Raw genomic sequence first — 17,285 nt, 5'->3', positions numbered from 1 at the left:
CCGCACCTGAGGTGACGGTAGGGGGCAGATCTCAGCGGACGGCCGGGGCCACGGTCAGTAGGCCGGCGTCGGCGTCGAGGGTGGCCAGGGTGCCCACCGGGACGGAGAGCTGACCGGGGCCGTGGCCGATCGGCAGCCCACCCAGCACCGGCACCCCCAGGTCACCCAGGCGCTCGGTGAGCACCTCGGCCACGCTCACCTCCCAGCCGTCCGCGCAGTCGGTGAACTGGCCCACCGCCACCCCGGCCAGCCGGTCCAGGGCACCCGCCCGGCGCAACTGGGTCAGCATCCGGTCGACCTTGTACGGCGGCTCCTGCACGTCCTCCAGCAACAGCACCGCCCCGGTCAAGTCCGGCATGTCCGGGGTGCCCAGGGAGGCCACGATCAGGCACAGGTTGCCGCCCAGCAGCCGACCCACCGTCCGTCCCGGCACCCGTACGCCGAAGGTCTCCTCGCCCTCGACGGCGGGCACGGTGACCGGCTCGGTGGTGGTCAGCGCGGCGTGCAGGGACTCCGCGGAGGCCAGGGGGGTGCGCTCGTCGCGCCAGGCCGCCCCCGGCCCGTGCACCCCGGCCAGCCGGGCCCCCCGCCACAGGGCCAGTTGCAGGGCGGTGATGTCGGAGAAACCGGCCACCACCTTCGGGTCCCGGCGTACCGCCGCCATGTCGATCGCATCCACCACCCGCTGGGCCCCGTACCCGCCCCGGGTGCAGATGATCCCGCGCACCTGGGGGTCGGCGAAGGCGGTGTTCAGGTCGGCGGCCCGCAGCGCGTCCGCCCCGGCCAGATAGCCCTGCCGGGCGTACACGTTCGGGGCCAGGACCGGCCGCAGACCCCACCCGGTCAGCAGCTCGACCCCCCGGGCCACCCGCTCCGCCCGGGTCGGCCCGGAGGGCGACACCAGCATCACGGTGTCCCCCTCACGCAGGGCCGGCGGGCGTACGACGTGGTCAGCGGCGGTGTGGTCGGACACAGCCGGAGAGCCTAGTCCCGCGCGCGGCCCGGATCGGTCCGACCGGATAGCCTCGACGACGTGGGAACTGCGTTGGTGATCGAGAACGACCCGACCGACGATGCGAGACGGTTGGGGGAATGGCTGACGGAGGCGGGTCTGGACCTGTCCGTGGTCCGCCCGCACGCAGGCGACGAACTCCCGGCCGATCTGGCGGGACACGCCGCGCTGGTGGTGCTCGGTGGTGACCAGCAGGTCTACCCCGGCCCGGACGGGGCCCCCGGGGCCCCCTGGTTTCCGCAGGTCGAGGCGCTGCTGCGCAAGGCGGTCCGGCACCGGGTGCCGACCCTGGGCATCTGCCTGGGCGCGCAACTGCTCGCCACCGCCCATGCCGGCACGGTCGAGCGCAGCCCGGCCGGGCCGGAGGTCGGCCCCGCCGTGGTCGGGCGACGCGACGCCGCCGAGACGGACCCCCTGTTCCGGTACGTGCCGCTGATACCGGACGTGTTGCAGTGGCACGCCGACGAGATCACCGAACTGCCGGTCGGTGCCACCCTGCTGGCCGCCTCCACCCGCTACCCGCATCAGGCCTTCCGGCTGGGCGACCGGGCCTGGGGGCTGCAATTCCACATCGAGTGCGACACCGCGATGATCGCCGACTGGGCCACCGACTCGGCCCTGCTGGCCGAGCTGGGCTACGACCCGGAGCTGGTGGTCGCCGCCTGTGACGCGGTGATGGTCGATGTGGAGGAGGTCTGGCAGCCCTTCGCCGCCCGGTTCGCCGCCCTGGCCCTCGGGGAACTGGACGACGACGGGCCGCGCCGCACCCTGCCGCTGCTCGGGCACTGATGGGCAGGCCCACCAGCGCCACCGGCCGGCTGGCCCGGTACGGCTTCGACGTCGCCGACTCCGACGGCGGTGCCCGCGCCGCCGACCTGCTGGGCCCCACCGGACTGGACCTGTGGCGACCGCAGACCCAGGAACCCACCGATGAGGCGGCCCAGGAACTGCTCACCGCGCTGTCCCGGGCCGCCGACCCGGATCTGGCGCTGCGCCAACTGCATCGCCTGGTCGAGTCGGAACGCCGGACCCGGACCGGCCCCAACGGCACGGCCGCCGGCACGCCGGGCGGCATCGGTGCGGGGTCGACGGTGCTGGCGGCCCTGCACGACGACCCGGGACTGCGCCGCCGGGTGATCGCCGTACTGGGGGCCTCCTCGGCGCTGGGCGACCATCTGGTCGCCAACCCCGACCAGTGGACCGTGCTGCGTACCGAGCCGGACGGGCTGGCCCCGAGCGCCGACGGGCGGCTGGACGTTACCGGGGACGGTAACCCGGTGGCCGTGCTGCGGCGGGCGTACCGGCTGGCCCTGTTGCGGATCGCGGCGGCCGACCTGACCGGCGGGCGGGCCCTGGAGCAGACCATGGCCGCCCTCTCCGGGTTGGCCGACGCCACCCTGTCGGCGGCCTACCGGATCGCCGTGGACGAGCTGCCGGAGGGCGCCGCCCTGCCCCGGCTGGCCGTGGTGGCGATGGGTAAGTGCGGCGGTGGCGAACTCAACTACGTCTCCGACGTGGACGTGATCTTCGTGGCGGCCGAGGACGAGGACCTGGCCGCGGCCACCACGGTGGCCACCCGGCTGATCCACATCTGTGGGCTGGTGGCCTGGCCGGTAGACGCCGCCCTGCGTCCCGAGGGCAACCGGGGCCCGCTGGTCCGCACCCTGGCCAGCCACCTGGCGTACTACCGCCGCTGGGCCCGCACCTGGGAGTTCCAGGCCCTGCTCAAGGCCCGCCCGGCCGCCGGTGACCTGGCCCTGGGCCAGGAGTGGATCGACGCGCTGGCCCCCCTGGTGTGGCAGGCGGCCGAGCGCCCGGAGGCGGTCGAGGACGTCCGGGCCATGCGTCGCAAGATCATCGACCACATTCCGCCGAAGGAGCAGGAACGCGAGATCAAACGCGGTCCCGGTGGACTGCGGGACATCGAGTTCGCGGTGCAACTGCTCCAACTGGTGCACGGGCGCGGCGACGAGTCACTGCGTACCCCCGGCACCATTCCCGCCCTGCGGGCCCTGGTCACCGGCGGCTACGTCGGCCGGGCCGACGGGGAGGCGCTGCTGCGCGGGTACCGCTTCCTGCGCGGGGTGGAGCACCGCCTGCAACTTCAGGGCCTGCGGCGAACCCACACCGTGCCCACCGATCCGGGCGCCCTGCGCTGGCTGGCCGCCGCCCTCGGCTACACCGCCAGCCCGGGACGCAGCGCCGTCGAGGCCTTCCGCGCCGAGTGGGTCACCCACGCCACCGAGGTACGCCGGCTGCACGCCAAACTGCTCTACCGCCCCCTGCTGGAGTCGGTGGCCCGGGTACCGGCCGACGGTCTGCGGCTGACCCCCCAGGCGGCCCGCAACCGGCTGGAGATCCTCGGCTTCGCCGACCCGGCCGGAGCCCTGCGTCACCTCCAGGCCCTCACCGGCGGGGTCAGCCGCACGGCCGCGATCCAGCGCACCCTGCTGCCGGTGCTGCTCAGCGAATTCGCCGACGCCCCGGAACCGGACCGGGGCCTGCTCAACTACCGCCAGGTCTCCGACTCCCTGGGCAGCACCCCCTGGTACCTGCGGCTGCTGCGCGACTCCGGGCCGGTGGCCCGCCGACTGGCCCGGGTGCTCTCCTCCTCCCGGTACGCGGCGGACCTGCTGGCCCGCGAACCGGAGGCGCTGCGCCTGCTGGCCGAGGAGACCGAACTGCGCCCCCGCCCCCGTGCGGTGCTGTTCGACGGATTCGCCGCCGCGGCGGACCGGCACACCGACCCGGTGGAGGCCATCCGGGCGGTCCGGGCCCTGCGTCGGCGGGAACTGCTCCGCCTGGCCTGCGCCGACGTGCTCAGCCGGGCCGGTTCACTGGCCCCCTCCCGGGGGGACGGTGAGCGGGCCACCCCCGGACTGGCCGACATCACCGCGGTCGGCACCGCCCTCTCCGATGTCACCGACGCCACCCTCGCCGCCGCCCTGCGAACCGCCCGAGCCACCCAGCCGTCGATGCCGGACCTGAAGTTCGCGGTGATCGGGATGGGTCGGCTCGGAGGGTACGAGTCCAACTACCTCTCCGACGCCGACGTGCTGTTCGTCTACGAGCCACCCGAGGGTGTCAGCGAGAGCGCCGCCAGCGCCGCCGCCCAGGCCATCGCCGAGGAGTTGCGGCGGTTGCTCGGTATGCCCGCCCCCGACCCGCCGCTGGGGGTCGACGCCGACCTGCGCCCGGAGGGCCGGCAGGGGCCGCTGGTCCGCAGCCTCGCCGCCTACCAGCAGTACTACGCCCGCTGGTCGAGGGTGTGGGAGGCCCAGGCCCTGCTGCGGGCCCGCTGTGTCTGCGGCGACGCCGACCTGGGCACCCGGTTCGAGCAGATGGTCGACCCGGTGCGCTACCCCGCCGACGGGCTGACCCGGGAACAGATCATCGAGATCCGCCGGATCAAGGCGCGGGTGGAGACCGAACGGCTGCCCCGGGGCGCCGACCCGGCCACCCACACCAAACTGGGCCGGGGCGGGCTGGCCGACGTCGAGTGGGCGGTGCAACTGCTCCAACTGCGCCACGCCGGGGCGTACCCGGCGCTGCGCGGCACCCGTACCCTCGACGCCCTCACGGCCGCCCGTGACCTGGGCCTGATCGACCCGGCGGACGCCGAGGCGATGGCGGCCGGGTGGACCCTGGCGGCCCAGGTCCGCAACGCCCTGATGCTGGTCCGGGGTCGGGCCGGGGACCAACTGCCCCGGCACGGAGTGGAACTGGCCGGGGTGGTCCGCCTGCTCGGCGCCGACGACCCCGGTGAGTTCCTCGACGAGTACCTGCGCACCGGCCGCCGCTCCCGCACCGCCACCCAACGCGTCCTGGACAGCTGACGTCGGCCCGGCCGGACGGGCCCGTATCCGGCGTGGTACGACTGCTCGGTGCCGACGACCAGCCGTGAACCAGCCGTGCGTCCCGTCCTTGCGGCGTTAGTGGTGTCGGTGCTCCTCGCCGCCGCATTCATGCTCGCCCCGCCCATGGGTACCGACCTGTCGGCGCAGGTCGCCCGCGCCGCCTTCGCCGACCGCTTCGGCCTGGCCCCGGTCGACCTCTCCTGGTACGGCGGGATCAACCAGTTCGGGTACAGCCTGTTCACTCAATTACTCGGTGCACTGATCGGCGTGCGCTTACTGGGCGCTGTGGCGGCGGTCGTGTCGGCGGCGGCGCTGGCGTGGCTGTTCGTGCGGTCCGGCGCCCGGCGGCCGCTGCTCGCCAGCATCCTGGGCGCCGTGGTGCTGGTCGGCAACCTGGCCAGCGGCCGGATCACCTTCGCCGTAGGGCTCGCGTTCGGGTTGCTCGCACTCTGCGCGATCACCGCGCAGCGGCTGGCCCGACCGCTGCGGCTCGCCATGGGCGCCTTGCTCGCTGTGGTCGCTACCTGGGCCAGCCCGGTCGCCGGGCTTTTCGTCGGGTTGGCCGGCGCCGCACTGCTGCTGGCCGCTCTGCGCCGCGATGACGGTGCCGGACGGCCGCTGCCCGGGGGTTGGCGGGTCGACCGGTCGCCGATCGAGGGCCTCGTCCTCTGCCTCGCCCCGGCGCTCGCGATCACGCCGATGACGGTGCTGTTCGGCAACGGCGGCATCCAGCCGTACTCAGCTGAGTCGATGCGCACCAACGTGGCGCTGGTCGTGTTGGTGTACGCCCTCGTCGGGCCTCGGCGACGGGTGTTGCGGATCGGCGCGCTGCTCACTGTGGTGTTGCTGGTGACTGCCTACTACCTGCCCAGTCCGATCGGTTCCAACAGCTTGCGGCTGCCGATGCTTCTCGGTCTGCCGCTGCTGGCCGGGTACGCCGCGGTGCCCGGGCCATGGCTGGCCGGTCTGCTCGCCGCCACCGTCTGGTGGCAGAACCCGGTGATGGTCGGCGATGTGCTGCGCGCCGGCTCGGCGGAAAGTTCCGTGGCGTTCTACCGGCCGCTCACCGATGAGTTGGCCCGCCGGCAACCGGTGGGCCGGGTCGAGGTGGTGCCGCTTAGGGACCATTGGGAGTCGGCGTACGTCCCGCCGACGGTGCCGGTGGCCCGGGGTTGGGAACGGCAGGTCGATGCCGACCGCAACGCTCTCTACTATGCAGATCGGCTGACCGCCGACGCGTACGCGCGTTGGTTGCGCGACAACGCGGTCGAGTACGTCGCTGTCGCGCCCGAGGCTGTACCCGACCGGTGGGCGCGGGACGAGGCCGAACTCGTCCTCGCTGGCGCGCCTTACCTGCGCGAGGTGTGGCGCAGCCCGGACTGGCGACTCTATGCCGTCGTCGATCACGCGCCGTTGGTCGGCTTGCCGGGCCGGTTGGTCGCCGCCGATCAGGCCCGGGTGCGGTTCACCAGCGATCGGGCTGGGGAGGCGCTGGTCCGGGTCCGGTGGTCACGCTGGCTTTCCCTGACCGGTGGAGACGGTTGCCTGCGGCCGGGGCGTGACGGATGGACCGAGGTCAGCGTCGGTACCCCGGGTGATTTCTCGATATCAAGCGACCTGATACCGAGGAATCACTGTTGACCCGCCCGGTCTGCTGAAGGGAGGAGTTTCGCGCCGGACGGTGCGCGAGGGCAACCTCCGCCCGTCGACGAACGGTTTCGATCGTCGACGGGCGGGTGCTCGCCGGCAGGTCGCCAGCCGGACAGCTACCTATGCGGTGTACCACGGCGTGCACTCGCGGTTGGCGCCGTCTGGGCCAGCGCAGACCCGGTACGAGGTGATGGTTCCGCCGCCGAGTGGGCTCTCGGAGCCGCATCCGGCAGTGGCGCCATTCGCGTCACCGACATGGTCCGTGATTCCGTTGCTCGTCGTGTACCACGTCCGCACGCCCCAGCCGTCCGCTGCACTGTCACAGACGGAGACGCTGGTGTGGCTGGCAGCGACACAACCCGCGCCCCGGCCGGGGACTTCCGCGCACGTGCCGTGTGCCTGCGCCGTCCCTGGTATCGCTAGTGCGAATGGAACTGCAAACACCGCGGCGGCCAAGACGGTCCGATAGTTTCTCAGCATTTCTTTTCCCATTTCTTCCGGGGGCTGCCTTTTGGGTCTGTCAGCGGGAAACTATTGACGCCCTTCGTGTGTAAATCCAGGGGATGGTCTCGATGGGTGCGCTGACTGGTCAAGTCTGGCGTGGCAACGTCCGTTCCGCTAGACTCTCGAAACGTTCAGAGACATTGAGGGACGCCGTTCTGTCGCAGGCTCCTGCGTGTATTATGAAGACGGGGGTAAATTGTGTGGAGCAGCTTGCCTGAAGATCTTTCGGAGGCGGCGGGGTATCTGGTGGTAGAGCTGCGTATCCTCAAGGACAAATCGGCATTGAGCCTGACCCGGCTAGGTCAACGGACTAGTTACAGCAGGTCATCTTGGCAGCGCTGGCTCAACGGTAAGCAGTTCCCGCCACGGCAGGCGGTTGAACGCATGAGTGTCGTCTGCGGTGGGGACGGTGTCCGGCTGGTCGCGCTGTGGAACGAGGCGGCCAAGGCTCAGGCGGCCCGATCCGGAACAGGCACTCGGAGCGCTGCTCTCCCCTTAGACGGCGGGACCCGCCAGCTGTCCGGAGTTTCCTTCAGAAAGACCTGCCGGCTGACGGCCCGCGTCCGTTATCTGGTCGACCGATCGGGACTCGACGTGGTGCGGCTGGAAGAGATCACCGACCTCAGTCGGCACAAGTGGCGGCGATGGTTGGACGGGAAGGAGCCCCTTCCCAAGCATGCCGTTCTCTACCTGGTTGCCGCCTGTGCTGAGGAGACTCAGGACCTGATGACGCTGTGGGAGGAGAGCGTCAGGAGTTCGTAGTCCCGGGCACAACCGAGACCGATAGGCGCAGAGCCCACCTCCGTACCGCGCTCACGGTACTGGCAGCATGGCGGGCGTGTCCCATCACCTCGTGCGCTGGACTGGACTGGCCGGATCGATCATGTTGGCGGTGGCTGCCTTCCTCGGCGGCGCCCTGCCCGACGGGGACCTACGACCCGACCCGGTGAAGATCTGGCTGGGCCCGAACGGGCCGTGGATCATCGGTTTGTGGTTGTTCGGCACCATCGCCATGTCGGTGGCCTGGTGGGTGTTGCGCGACCGGGTGCCCTCGGCCCGCTGGGCGTTGACCACCGCCGCGCTGTGGATCCTGCCCTTCCTGGTCACCCCGCCGCTGGGCAGCCGCGACGCGTACGCCTACGCCTGCCAGGGGGCCAGCTACGCCAACGGCATCAGCCCGTACGAGTACGGTGTCTCCACCCTGCCCTGCCCCTGGCTGGACACCATGTCGTACATCTGGCGGGACACCCCGGCGCCGTACGGTCCGCTGTTCGTGGTGATCTCCGGCGCGGTGGTCGCCGCTACCGGTTCGCTGCTCGGCAGCATCGCCCTGTTCCGGGTGCTCGCGGTGGCCGGGGTGGTGCTGACGGCGGCCTGCCTGCCGGTGCTGGCCCGCCGCTGCGGCGTACCGGTCGGCCGGGCGCTCTGGTTGGCCCTGGCCAGCCCGCTGGTGGGGGTGCACCTGATCTCCGGGGTGCACAACGACGCGATGATGGTCGGGCTGATGGTGGCCGGACTGGCCATCGTGGTCACCTGGCCGGGCCGTACCTGGCCGCTGCTGGCCGGGGGGGTGGTGCTCGGCCTGGCCGCCGGGGTCAAGGTCACCGCACTGGTGGTGGTGCCGTTCGCGGCGCTGGCCGCGATCCCCAACGGTTTCTCCCTGCGCGGGCTGCTGCGCGACGGTACGCCGGTGGTAGGTGGCGCGGTGGGCACCCTGTTCGGGGTGACCCTGGCCGCCGGACTGGACCTGGGCTGGATCACCGGGCTCTCGCACGGCAACGAGGTGATCGCCTGGACCTCGCCGCCGACCGCGGTCGGGCAGACCCTCGGCTACCTGGCGTTGCCGTTCGGCCTGCACATCGACGCCCTGCCGGTGACCCGGGGCATCGCCATGGTGGTGCTGGCGGCGCTGCTGGTGTGGCTGTGGTTCCGGGCCCGGTACCGGGAACCCCTGTGGCACGCCGCCCTGGCCCTGACCGCGGCGGTGGCGCTGGCCCCGCTGTTCCACCCCTGGTACTGGTTCTGGCCGCTGGTCCTGCTGGCCGCCACCGCCCACCGGACCTGGTGGTTCAGCGCGGTGGCGGTGTACTCCGCCTTCCACGTGCTGGCCGACGGCACCGGGCTGCCCCGGCACACCAAGACCATCGGTGCGCCCCTGATGACCCTGTTCGTGATCGTGGTGGCGGTCCGCTTGATACGGTCGGCGAGGACGGCCCGCCGTCCCGTTCCCGCCGACTGAGGAGAGGTACGCCGGTGACCGACCCCGGCGCTCCCCGACCTGTCTCCCCGCGCGACCGGGGGGCCCGTCACCTGGGGCTGGTCGGGGCCCTGCTGCTGGTGGTCGCCGGATATCTCGGTGGTGCCCTGCCGGGGGCCACCACTGTCCGGGTCTGGGACTCCGACACCGGCCCGCTGACGGTGGCCCTGTGGCTGGCCGGTACCGCCGCCATGGTCGGGGCCTGGTGGGTGTTGCGTGCGGGCGCACCCTCGGCTCGGTGGGCCTACCGCACCGCCGGGTTGTGGGCCCTGCCGCTGCTGTTCAGCGCCCCCCTGGGCAGCCGGGACGTGTACTCGTACGCCTGCCAGGGTTGGGTGTACGCCGACGGCGGTGACCCGTACGCCATCGGGGTGGCGGCGGCCGGCTGCCCCTGGCTGGAGGCGGTCGCCCCGGTCTGGCGGGACACCCCTGCCCCGTACGGTCCGGTCTTCGTGCTGCTCGCGGCCCTGGCGGTGATGCTCGGCGGTGGCCTGGTCGGCACGGTGGTGGCGTTGCGGGTGCTGGCGGTGGCGGGCCTGCTGGTGGCCGCCTTCTGCCTGCCCGCCCTGGCGCGGGCGGCCGGGGTACCGGCCCGACGGGCGACCTGGCTGGTGCTGGCCTGCCCACTTGTCGGCGTACACCTGGTGGCCGGCGCGCACAACGACGCGGTGATGCTCGGCCTGCTCCTGCCCGGCCTGCTGCTGCTGGCCCGCCGTCCGGCTCCCTCGGCGGCGTCGAGACGGCCTACGGCGGCGTGGCAACAGTGGCCGGCTGCGGGATGGTTGCTGGTCGCCGGGGTGCTGCTCGGGCTGGCGGTGTCGGTGAAGGCCACCGCCGTGGTGGTGTTGCCCTTCGCGGCGCTGGCTGCGGTACGCGGCCGGTACATCCTGCCGGTGCTGCTGCGTGACGGCGGTCTGCTGGCCCTCGGGGTGCTCGGGGCCGTGGCGGTGACCTCCCTGCTGCCCGGTCTGGGGCTGGGCTGGATCGGCGGGTTGAGCAGCAGTGGCGACACCGTGCAGTGGACCTCGCCCCCGACCGCGGTCGGCATGGTCGTCGACTACGCCGGTGAGCTGGCCGGCCGGGACCTGGGCGCGGTGTCGGTGGCCCGGGTGGTCGGGCTGGTCCTGCTGGCCGGGTTCCTGGGCTTCCTGTGGTGGCGGACCTGGTCCGCGCTTCGTGGGTCCACTCGGGCCGTGATCCCCACTGGTGCTTCGGCAACCGACCCCCGGGTGGCCCGGTGGCGGCTGGCGCTCAGTGGTGCCGGGGTGGCGCTGGTCGCCACGGTGGTCCTGGCACCGGTGTTCCACCCCTGGTACGCCACCTGGCCCCTGGCGGTGCTGGCGGTGACCGCCGGCCGGACCACCTGGTTCCTGCTGCCCTGCGCGGCGGCGTCCTTCCTGGCCCTGCCGGACGGCACCAATGTGGCCCGACTGGTCAAGGCACCCGGCGCGGTGGCGATGACCCTCCTGGTACTGGCAATCCTGCTCTGGGCCCCGTCCCGGCGCAGGAGACGGGCGCCGGGTCGATGACTCACCGGAGGGCGCCAGCGCGGCCCGGGCTGCGACTGACACCCTCCGGTATCCGGTCAGCGGTGGTTACCGCAGGTGGGGCAGGAGGTGGCCGGTCGCAGGCCCACCCGGCGACGCAGCGCCACGGCTGCCGGTAGCAGGGCCGGGCCGATCAGGGCGACCGCGATCGCGGTGGCGACCATGGTCGGGTAGGTGGGACGTGGGGCGCCGCTGGCCAGGCCGTCGACCGCCCCGGCCAGCAGGTGCGCGTTGAGCAGGCCGACCGGGGTCAGCAGGGCCACCGTGGCCCAACCGCCGCGCTCGTCGCGCCGTATCCCCAGCCCGATCGCCAGCAGCACGGCGATCACCAGCAGGACCGTGCCGGTGATCGGCAGCAGTTGCTCGGCCGTCCAGGCGTACCAACCCCAGTAACCCTGCCCGACCAGGGCCAGCCCGGTACCGACCCCGGCGAGCGCCGCCATGCTCGGCAGGGCCCGCACCGGTCGCGGCAGCCGGTCGCCCACAGCCAGGGCCAGCACTCCGAGGGCCACCTGTGGGGCCAGGACGGACAGCGGCGGGCGGGGTGCCCCGAACAGCCCACCCAGCACCGGAGCGACAGTGGTGGCCAGGATCGCCACGGCTAGGGCGACCCGGGTGATCCTGCCCGGCGCCACGAACAGCAGCGGCGCGCAGAGCAGCCAGGCGCACCAGACGATCACCCCGACCGAGACGAAGGGGCCGAAACCCGGCATGCCCCACTCGGGCCTGGGGGCGTTCGGCTCGACCGTGGCCCAGAAGCCGGCCAGGAAGACGGCGGTGGCCAGGGCCAGCAGCCCGGCCAGGCGTACCCCGGGAAGCAGATCGGTCGCGCCGGCAGCCCGCAACCGCTGCCGCAGACCCCCGCGCAGCAGGTCGGCGGCCTCCGCCGGGGAGGGCCAACGCCGTTCAGGACCCGCCAGGTCCAGGTAGGTCCCGACGATCTCGTCGCCGCGCTCGCGTCGGTAGTCCGCCGGGTACGCCCGCAGCAGGCGCCGGTAGTGTCGCGCCAACTCGCTCATGCCAACCCCCCGGCCGTACGCGGAGTCAGCGCCTGGACCCGGCGGGTGCGCAGCCGGGCGGTGGCCGCCTCGACGTTGCGCCGCAGCCGCTCGGTCTCGGCGGCCAGGGTGGCGTCCCCGCTGGGGGAGAGGCGGTAGTAGCGGCGCAGCCGACCGTCCACTGTCTCCTCCCGGTCGACCTCTACCAGCCCGGCGTCGGTGAGCCGGTCCAGCGCACCGTAGAGGGTGCCGGGGCGCAGTGAGAGCCGTCCCTCGGAGAGGGCGGCGACCTCGCCGATGATCGCGTAGCCGTGCATCGGTTCGCGCGCCAGGGCGGTGAGGATGAGGAAGGTGGGTTCGCGTAGCGGCGTATCCATGCCCGCAATATATCGGACGCGAAGGTATCCGGGGGTCCCTGACACGCGCGGGCCGACCTGAGTCAGTGCCCAGTCTGGTGAGGGGTCACCGGAGGCCGGCATCCCGCAACTGTCGGGTGGCGGCCCGGTCGATGCTGGTCCGCGAACCGGCCATCCCCAACCCGGTGGCCGCACTCAGCACCACGATGGCCAGCAGAATCGGCAGGAACACCGTCCGGACCACCATGGCCCAGCAGCCGGTCAGGCCCAGTCGACCGCCGTCGGCGACCCGTACCAGCCGGGTGCCGGTGAGGACCCCGCCGAGGGCTCGCCCGTTGCGGTAGCACAGCCCGTACAGCATCGGCACCACGAAGCACGCGGCGAGCGCCAGCACGGCGACGGCATCGATGGACAGGCCCTGCCCGCCGTCGTGCAGCAGGGCCAGGGCTACGACACAGACCCCGACACCGAACAGGCACACCACCGCGTCGATCAGCCAGGCCAGGACCTGGCCCACCAGACCCGCCCGCAGGTACGGGGTGCCGTCGGTGAAGGTGGCCACCCGTCTGGAGGTCCCCGGTCCCCAGGCGTGCTCCGCGTACGCCTTGGCGGCCTCCAGCCGGGTCGACGGCCGTTCCATCCCGCGGAGGGTCATGGTGTGTTCTCCTGTCCGATCTTGTGGCACCTGTCGGCACAGTGTGCGGCAGCTTCGACAGGCGGACCGGAGGGGGTGGATTGTTCGAGGCAGGGGGCCCAGACGCGGCCGGGCCGGCCCCGCGAACGCGGAGCCGGCCCGACCGGAGCTGATCTGCCTCAGCAGTCGAAGTACATCGCGAACTCGTGCGGGGTCGGGCGCAGACGCACCGGGTCGACCTCGTTGGCCCGCTTCCAGTCGACCCAGGTGGAGATCAGGTCCGGGGTGAAGACCCCACCGTCGAGCAGGTAGTCGTGGTCGGCCTCCAGGGAGTCCAGCACGGCCGGCAGGGAGCCCGGCACCTGCTTGACGTCGCCCCACTCCTCCGGCGGGAGGTCGTAGAGGTCCTTGTCGATCGGCGCCGGCGGCTCCATCTTGTTCTTGATGCCGTCCAGGCCGGCCATCAGCATCGCCGAGAAGGCGAGGTAGACGTTGGCCGACGGGTCCGGCACCCGGAACTCGACGCGCTTGGCCTTCGGGTTGCTGCCGGTGACCGGGATGCGGGTGCAGGCGGAGCGGTTGCGCTGCGAGTAGACCAGGTTGACCGGCGCCTCGAAGCCCGGCACCAGACGACGGTACGAGTTGACCGTCGGGTTGGTGAAGGCCAGCAGCGACGGGGCGTGGTGCAGCAGACCGCCGATGTACCAGCGGGCGGTCTCGGACAGGCCGGCGTAGCCGGTCTCGTCGTAGAACAGCGGCTCACCGTTGAGCCAGAGGCTCTGGTGGGTGTGCATGCCGGAGCCGTTGTCGCCGAAGAGCGGCTTCGGCATGAAGGTCGCGGTCTTGCCGGCGGCCCAGGCCTGGTTCTTGACGATGTACTTGAACAGCTGCATCTGGTCGCCGGCGTGCAGCAGGGTGGAGAACTTGTAGTTGATCTCCGCCTGGCCGGCGGTGCCGACCTCGTGGTGCGAGCGCTCCACGGTGAAGCCGGTGTCGATCAGCCGGCGGACGATCGAGTCGCGCAGGTCGGCGTAGTGGTCCACCGGCGGCACCGGGAAGTAGCCACCCTTGTACGCGGTCTTGTAGCCCCGGTTGCCGCCCGCCTCCTCGCGGCCGGTGTTCCAGGCGCCCTCGATCGAGTCGATGTAGTAGAACGACTGGTGCGCCGAGGTCTCGTGGCGGATCGAGTCGAAGATGTAGAACTCGGCCTCGGCGCCGAAGTACGCGGTGTCCGCGATGCCGCTGGCGGCGAGGTACGCCTCGGCCTTCTTCGCCACGTTCCGGGGGTCCCGGGAGTACGCCTCGCGGGTGAACGGGTCGTGGATGAAGAAGTTCAGCGCGAGGGTCTTCTGCGTGCGGAAGGGGTCGATGAAGGCGGTCGCGACGTCCGGGAGCAGGAGCATGTCCGACTCGTGGATCGCCTGGAAACCACGGATCGACGATCCGTCGAAGGCGAGACCGTCGTTGAAGAAGGAGTCGTCGACAGACTCCACCGGCAGGTTGAAGTGCTGCATGACGCCGGGTAGGTCACAGAAACGAACGTCGACGAACTTTACGTCCTCGTTCTTGAGGTAACGCAGGAGTTCCTCGGGATTGGCGAACACTCGTCCTCCTGGCACGTCCACGGGTAGCTAGGCTCCTGGCGACGCTATGGCTGTGGGGTTGCCCAGCCATGTCTCCAGTGTTTCTGCCGTGTTACGTCCCTCGCGGTGTGTCACCTCTAACAGTTGGGGCCGCTGGGACCGGAGGGACGGGTCCGACAGGGCCAGTCTAGTGAAGCTTCAGGTAGGTCGTCCGATTTCGCGACCTCGTGCCGGACCTGCGCCCGGTTGTCACCACAGCGCTGAGTAACCTTGGCCGCTGTGACAACCCCGCCGCACCCTCCGACACCGCCCGCAGTCGACCCGGACTTCGTACCGGCCGATCTGGGGCGACGATTCGGAGCGCTGATCATCGACTGGGTGCTCTGCCTGCTCGCGGCCGGCCTGTTCGCCAGCCCGACGCGCGACGGCTGGGCGCCGGTCCTCGTGCTGATCGTGGAGTACGCCGTCTTCCTCGGCCTGTTCGCCCAGACCCCCGGCATGTACGTGACCCGGATCCGCTGCGTGGACTGGACCGACGGTGGCCGGATCGGCCTGCTGCGCGCCCTGCTGCGCGGCGTACTCCTGGCCCTGGTGGTGCCCGCCCTCCTCATGGACCAGCACCGCCGCGGCCTACACGACCGCCTGACCCGCTCAGTAACCATCCCCGCCCCCCGCTGACCCCCCTCGCCCTCGCCTCTCGCCGCCCACCCGCGCCCCCTCTTGCCCCGCGATCATGCACTTTTGGTCTCGGCAAACCGCTCATACCTGGCATAACGGCGACCGAAAGTGCATGATCGCCGCTGCGGGGTGCTGCGGGGTGCTGCGGAGTGGCCTCGGCGCGGAGGGGGTGACCGGCGCACGCGGGTAGCCGCACAGGGGTCACCCGCCGACGTGACGCGGGGCGCGGGCGGGGTTGTGCACGCGCGGGCCGGCGGACGCGGCGGGTGGTGGTGCGGTGGGGCGATGCGGAGCCGGGGCGGTCAGCGGCCGCGCATCTGGCGGGCGCCGCGTGGCGGGCGGAGGTTCTTGGGGATGGCGCCCTTGGGCATCTGCGGGCGGGCGGTGAGGGCCTTGAGCCGCTTGTCCAGGGAGTTGACGTCCTTGCCGCTGAGGTTGCGGGGCAGCCGCATCAGCGTCATCCGCAGCTTGCGGATGGGCAGTTCGCCCTCCTCCTGACCGATCACGTAGTCGTAGAGCGGGGCGTTGCCGATCACCTTGGCTAGCCGACGCTTCTCCTGGCCGAGCAGGCTGCGGACCCGCTGCGGGTTTCCTTCGGCCAGCAGGATCACGCCCGGTCGGCCGATGACCAGGTGGACCATGTCCATCTGGGTGGTCGAGCTGACCGCGGGGGAGACCCGCCAGTCACCGCGCATGCTCTCCATGATCTGCGCGGCGGCGCCCGGCTGCCCCTCGGCGGCGTTCATCATCGCCCGGTTGGACCGCAGGTTGAGCACGATCAGCAGGAAGAGCAGGGCGAACAGGATGCCCAGCGGCAGCCACAGCCAGCCCCAGCGCACGATCGCGACGACGGTCAGCGCGAGTGGGATCAGCACCGCACCGGCGGCCAGCGGCGCGAACCACTTGTCCTGCTTGGCGGTGAAGCGGAACACCAACCCGATCTGCTTCAGCCGCTGACCGAACGAGACCTTCTCCTGGGGCTTTGCCATGGCCCCAAGTCTAGTGGTCGGCCACCCAGGGCCGATCCGCGCCCGGGTGCTGTGCCCGGGCGGCCGGATCGGCCTGGACCTCAGGCAGTCTGGGCGGCACCTTCGCGGGCGGAGAGGGCCTGCTGGTAGAGCCTTCCAGCTCGGTACGACGAGCGCACCAGCGGCCCGCTCATCACCCCGGCGAAGCCGATCTCCTCGGCCTCGGTGCTCAGCTCGACGAACTCCTCCGGCTTGACCCAGCGCTCCACCGGGTGGTGCCGGGGGGAGGGGCGCAGGTACTGGGTGATGGTGATCAGCTCGCAGCCGGCCTCGTGCAGGTCGCGCAGCGCCTGGGAGATCTCGGCGCGCTCCTCGCCCATGCCCAGGATCAGGTTGCTCTTCGTCACCAGACCGGCGGCGCGGGCCTGCCGGATGACGTCCAGGGACCGCTCGTAGCGGAACGCCGGCCGGATCCGCTTGAAGATCCGCGGCACCGTCTCGACGTTGTGCGCGAGCACTTCCGGTCGCGCCCCGAAGACCTCGGCGAGCTGCTCCGGTACGGCGTTGAAGTCGGGAATCAGCAGCTCCACGCCGCAGCCGGGCTGCAGGGCGTGGATCTGCCGGACGGTCTCGGCGTACAGCCAGGCACCGCCGTCGGGCAGGTCGTCACGGGCGACGCCGGTGATGGTGGCGTACCGCAGGCCCATCGAGACCACGGACTCGGCCACCCGGCGCGGCTCGTCGGCGTCGAACTCGGCCGGCTTGCCGGTGTCGATCTGGCAGAAGTCGCAGCGGCGGGTGCACTGGTCACCACCGATGAGGAAGGTGGCCTCCCGGTCCTCCCAACATTCGTAGATGTTGGGGCAGCCGGCCTCCTGGCACACCGTGTGCAGCCCTTCGCGCGAGACCAGCCCGCGCAGTTGGGTGTACTCCGGGCCCATCTTGGCCTTGACCTTGATCCACGGGGGTTTGCGTTCGATCGGCGTCTCGGCGTTGCGAGCCTCGATGCGCAGCAGCCGTCGCCCTTCTGGGGCGGGGGTCGCGCTGCGCGTGGCCTGGCCGGTCGTCGGTGCGGTGTGCTCGATCGTCACGAAAACGAGCCTACGTCGGACGGCGGCCGTCGATGAACAGCGGGCGACCCCCGTCACCCCCCAACCCCTGTGAATCCCCCCACCCATTCAAAGTTGATCAAGAGCGTCGGTGACGGCGCCGATCCTGACGCAAACCTCTTGATCAACGCG

General features: G+C 71.8%; 14 protein-coding genes. 7 read left to right on the top strand and 7 right to left on the bottom strand.

Features of this window, described 5'->3' with window-relative positions; translation table 11 throughout:
* Positions 1-31: 31 nt before the first annotated feature.
* The gene (locus ACGFIK_RS08685; protein WP_393338566.1) at positions 32-907 is read right to left on the bottom strand and encodes an LD-carboxypeptidase; all 876 of its coding nucleotides are present in this window, start codon (positions 905-907) and stop codon (positions 32-34) included.
* A 126-nt stretch (positions 908-1,033) separates the two neighbouring features.
* Between ACGFIK_RS08685 and ACGFIK_RS08680 the strand changes: the two genes are divergently transcribed.
* From ACGFIK_RS08680 to mptB (ACGFIK_RS08655), 6 genes are all read left to right on the top strand, one after another.
* Entirely contained in the window at positions 1,034-1,801 is a 768-nt protein-coding gene (locus tag ACGFIK_RS08680) for a type 1 glutamine amidotransferase (RefSeq protein WP_327024717.1), read from the top strand.
* Complete coding sequence (locus tag ACGFIK_RS08675) at positions 1,801-4,848, top strand: bifunctional [glutamine synthetase] adenylyltransferase/[glutamine synthetase]-adenylyl-L-tyrosine phosphorylase (RefSeq protein WP_327024718.1); 3,048 nt, start codon at positions 1,801-1,803, stop codon at positions 4,846-4,848. The genes ACGFIK_RS08680 and ACGFIK_RS08675 overlap by 1 nt, the downstream gene beginning before the upstream one ends.
* Positions 4,849-4,923: 75 nt before the next feature.
* On the top strand, positions 4,924-6,510 hold the full coding sequence (locus ACGFIK_RS08670) for a hypothetical protein (protein ID WP_393338461.1): 1,587 nt from the start codon (positions 4,924-4,926) through the stop codon (positions 6,508-6,510).
* 723 nt (positions 6,511-7,233) lie between these two features.
* Positions 7,234-7,785 (top strand): helix-turn-helix transcriptional regulator, encoded by a 552-nt coding sequence (locus tag ACGFIK_RS08665; RefSeq protein WP_327024720.1) that lies wholly within the window; start codon positions 7,234-7,236, stop codon positions 7,783-7,785.
* Positions 7,786-7,861: 76 nt separating this feature from the next.
* Complete coding sequence (mptB, locus tag ACGFIK_RS08660) at positions 7,862-9,262, top strand: polyprenol phosphomannose-dependent alpha 1,6 mannosyltransferase MptB (protein WP_393338458.1); 1,401 nt, start codon at positions 7,862-7,864, stop codon at positions 9,260-9,262.
* Between the two features lie 14 nt (positions 9,263-9,276).
* Complete coding sequence (gene mptB / locus ACGFIK_RS08655) at positions 9,277-10,809, top strand: polyprenol phosphomannose-dependent alpha 1,6 mannosyltransferase MptB (RefSeq protein WP_393338455.1); 1,533 nt, start codon at positions 9,277-9,279, stop codon at positions 10,807-10,809.
* A gap of 56 nt (positions 10,810-10,865) precedes the next feature.
* Here mptB (ACGFIK_RS08655) and ACGFIK_RS08650 read toward each other — a convergent pair whose 3' ends face one another.
* The 4 genes from ACGFIK_RS08650 to glnA all read right to left on the bottom strand — a co-directional run bounded on the left by ACGFIK_RS08650 (position 10,866) and on the right by glnA (position 14,419).
* Positions 10,866-11,846 (bottom strand): hypothetical protein, encoded by a 981-nt coding sequence (locus tag ACGFIK_RS08650; RefSeq protein ID WP_393338453.1) that lies wholly within the window; start codon positions 11,844-11,846, stop codon positions 10,866-10,868.
* Positions 11,843-12,202, bottom strand: a complete 360-nt coding sequence (locus ACGFIK_RS08645) for a PadR family transcriptional regulator (RefSeq protein WP_327024724.1) — start codon at positions 12,200-12,202, stop codon at positions 11,843-11,845. Before ACGFIK_RS08645 ends, ACGFIK_RS08650 begins: the two co-directional genes overlap by 4 nt.
* An 85-nt stretch (positions 12,203-12,287) precedes the next feature.
* Positions 12,288-12,836 (bottom strand): RDD family protein, encoded by a 549-nt coding sequence (locus ACGFIK_RS08640; protein ID WP_393338450.1) that lies wholly within the window; start codon positions 12,834-12,836, stop codon positions 12,288-12,290.
* A 158-nt stretch (positions 12,837-12,994) separates the two neighbouring features.
* Positions 12,995-14,419: a type I glutamate--ammonia ligase gene (gene glnA, locus ACGFIK_RS08635; protein ID WP_327024726.1), complete on the bottom strand. Its 1,425-nt coding sequence runs from the start codon at positions 14,417-14,419 to the stop codon at positions 12,995-12,997.
* A 321-nt stretch (positions 14,420-14,740) separates the two neighbouring features.
* On the opposite strand from glnA, the gene ACGFIK_RS08630 reads away from it, so the two are divergent.
* Positions 14,741-15,076: an RDD family protein gene (locus ACGFIK_RS08630; RefSeq protein ID WP_327027023.1), complete on the top strand. Its 336-nt coding sequence runs from the start codon at positions 14,741-14,743 to the stop codon at positions 15,074-15,076.
* A 302-nt stretch (positions 15,077-15,378) separates the two neighbouring features.
* Here the strand turns inward: ACGFIK_RS08630 and ACGFIK_RS08625 are convergent, their stop codons facing one another.
* Together ACGFIK_RS08625 and lipA are read right to left on the bottom strand one after the other, a co-directional pair.
* Positions 15,379-16,065 (bottom strand): DUF4191 domain-containing protein, encoded by a 687-nt coding sequence (locus ACGFIK_RS08625; protein WP_327024727.1) that lies wholly within the window; start codon positions 16,063-16,065, stop codon positions 15,379-15,381.
* 80 nt (positions 16,066-16,145) lie between these two features.
* The gene (gene lipA / locus ACGFIK_RS08620; RefSeq protein ID WP_327024728.1) at positions 16,146-17,192 is read right to left on the bottom strand and encodes a lipoyl synthase; all 1,047 of its coding nucleotides are present in this window, start codon (positions 17,190-17,192) and stop codon (positions 16,146-16,148) included.
* Positions 17,193-17,285 lie beyond the last annotated feature (93 nt).

It is taken from the genome of Micromonospora sp. NPDC048871 (assembly GCF_043198155.1).
GTDB lineage: Bacteria > Actinomycetota > Actinomycetes > Mycobacteriales > Micromonosporaceae > Micromonospora.
This window is presented reverse-complemented; position numbering and strand designations above follow the sequence as displayed.

Bases quoted from the DNA above. Each gene is read 5' to 3' on its own strand.
- ACGFIK_RS08685 (WP_393338566.1), bottom strand. From the start codon at position 907: ATGCTGGTGTCGCCCTCCGGGCCGACCCGGGCGGAGCGGGTGGCCCGG.
- ACGFIK_RS08675 (WP_327024718.1), top strand. From the start codon at position 1,801: ATGGGCAGGCCCACCAGCGCCACCGGCCGGCTGGCCCGGTACGGCTTC.
- ACGFIK_RS08650 (WP_393338453.1), bottom strand. From the start codon at position 11,846: ATGAGCGAGTTGGCGCGACACTACCGGCGCCTGCTGCGGGCGTACCCG.
- ACGFIK_RS08645 (WP_327024724.1), bottom strand. From the start codon at position 12,202: ATGGATACGCCGCTACGCGAACCCACCTTCCTCATCCTCACCGCCCTG.
- ACGFIK_RS08640 (WP_393338450.1), bottom strand. From the start codon at position 12,836: ATGACCCTCCGCGGGATGGAACGGCCGTCGACCCGGCTGGAGGCCGCC.
- ACGFIK_RS08625 (WP_327024727.1), bottom strand. From the start codon at position 16,065: ATGGCAAAGCCCCAGGAGAAGGTCTCGTTCGGTCAGCGGCTGAAGCAG.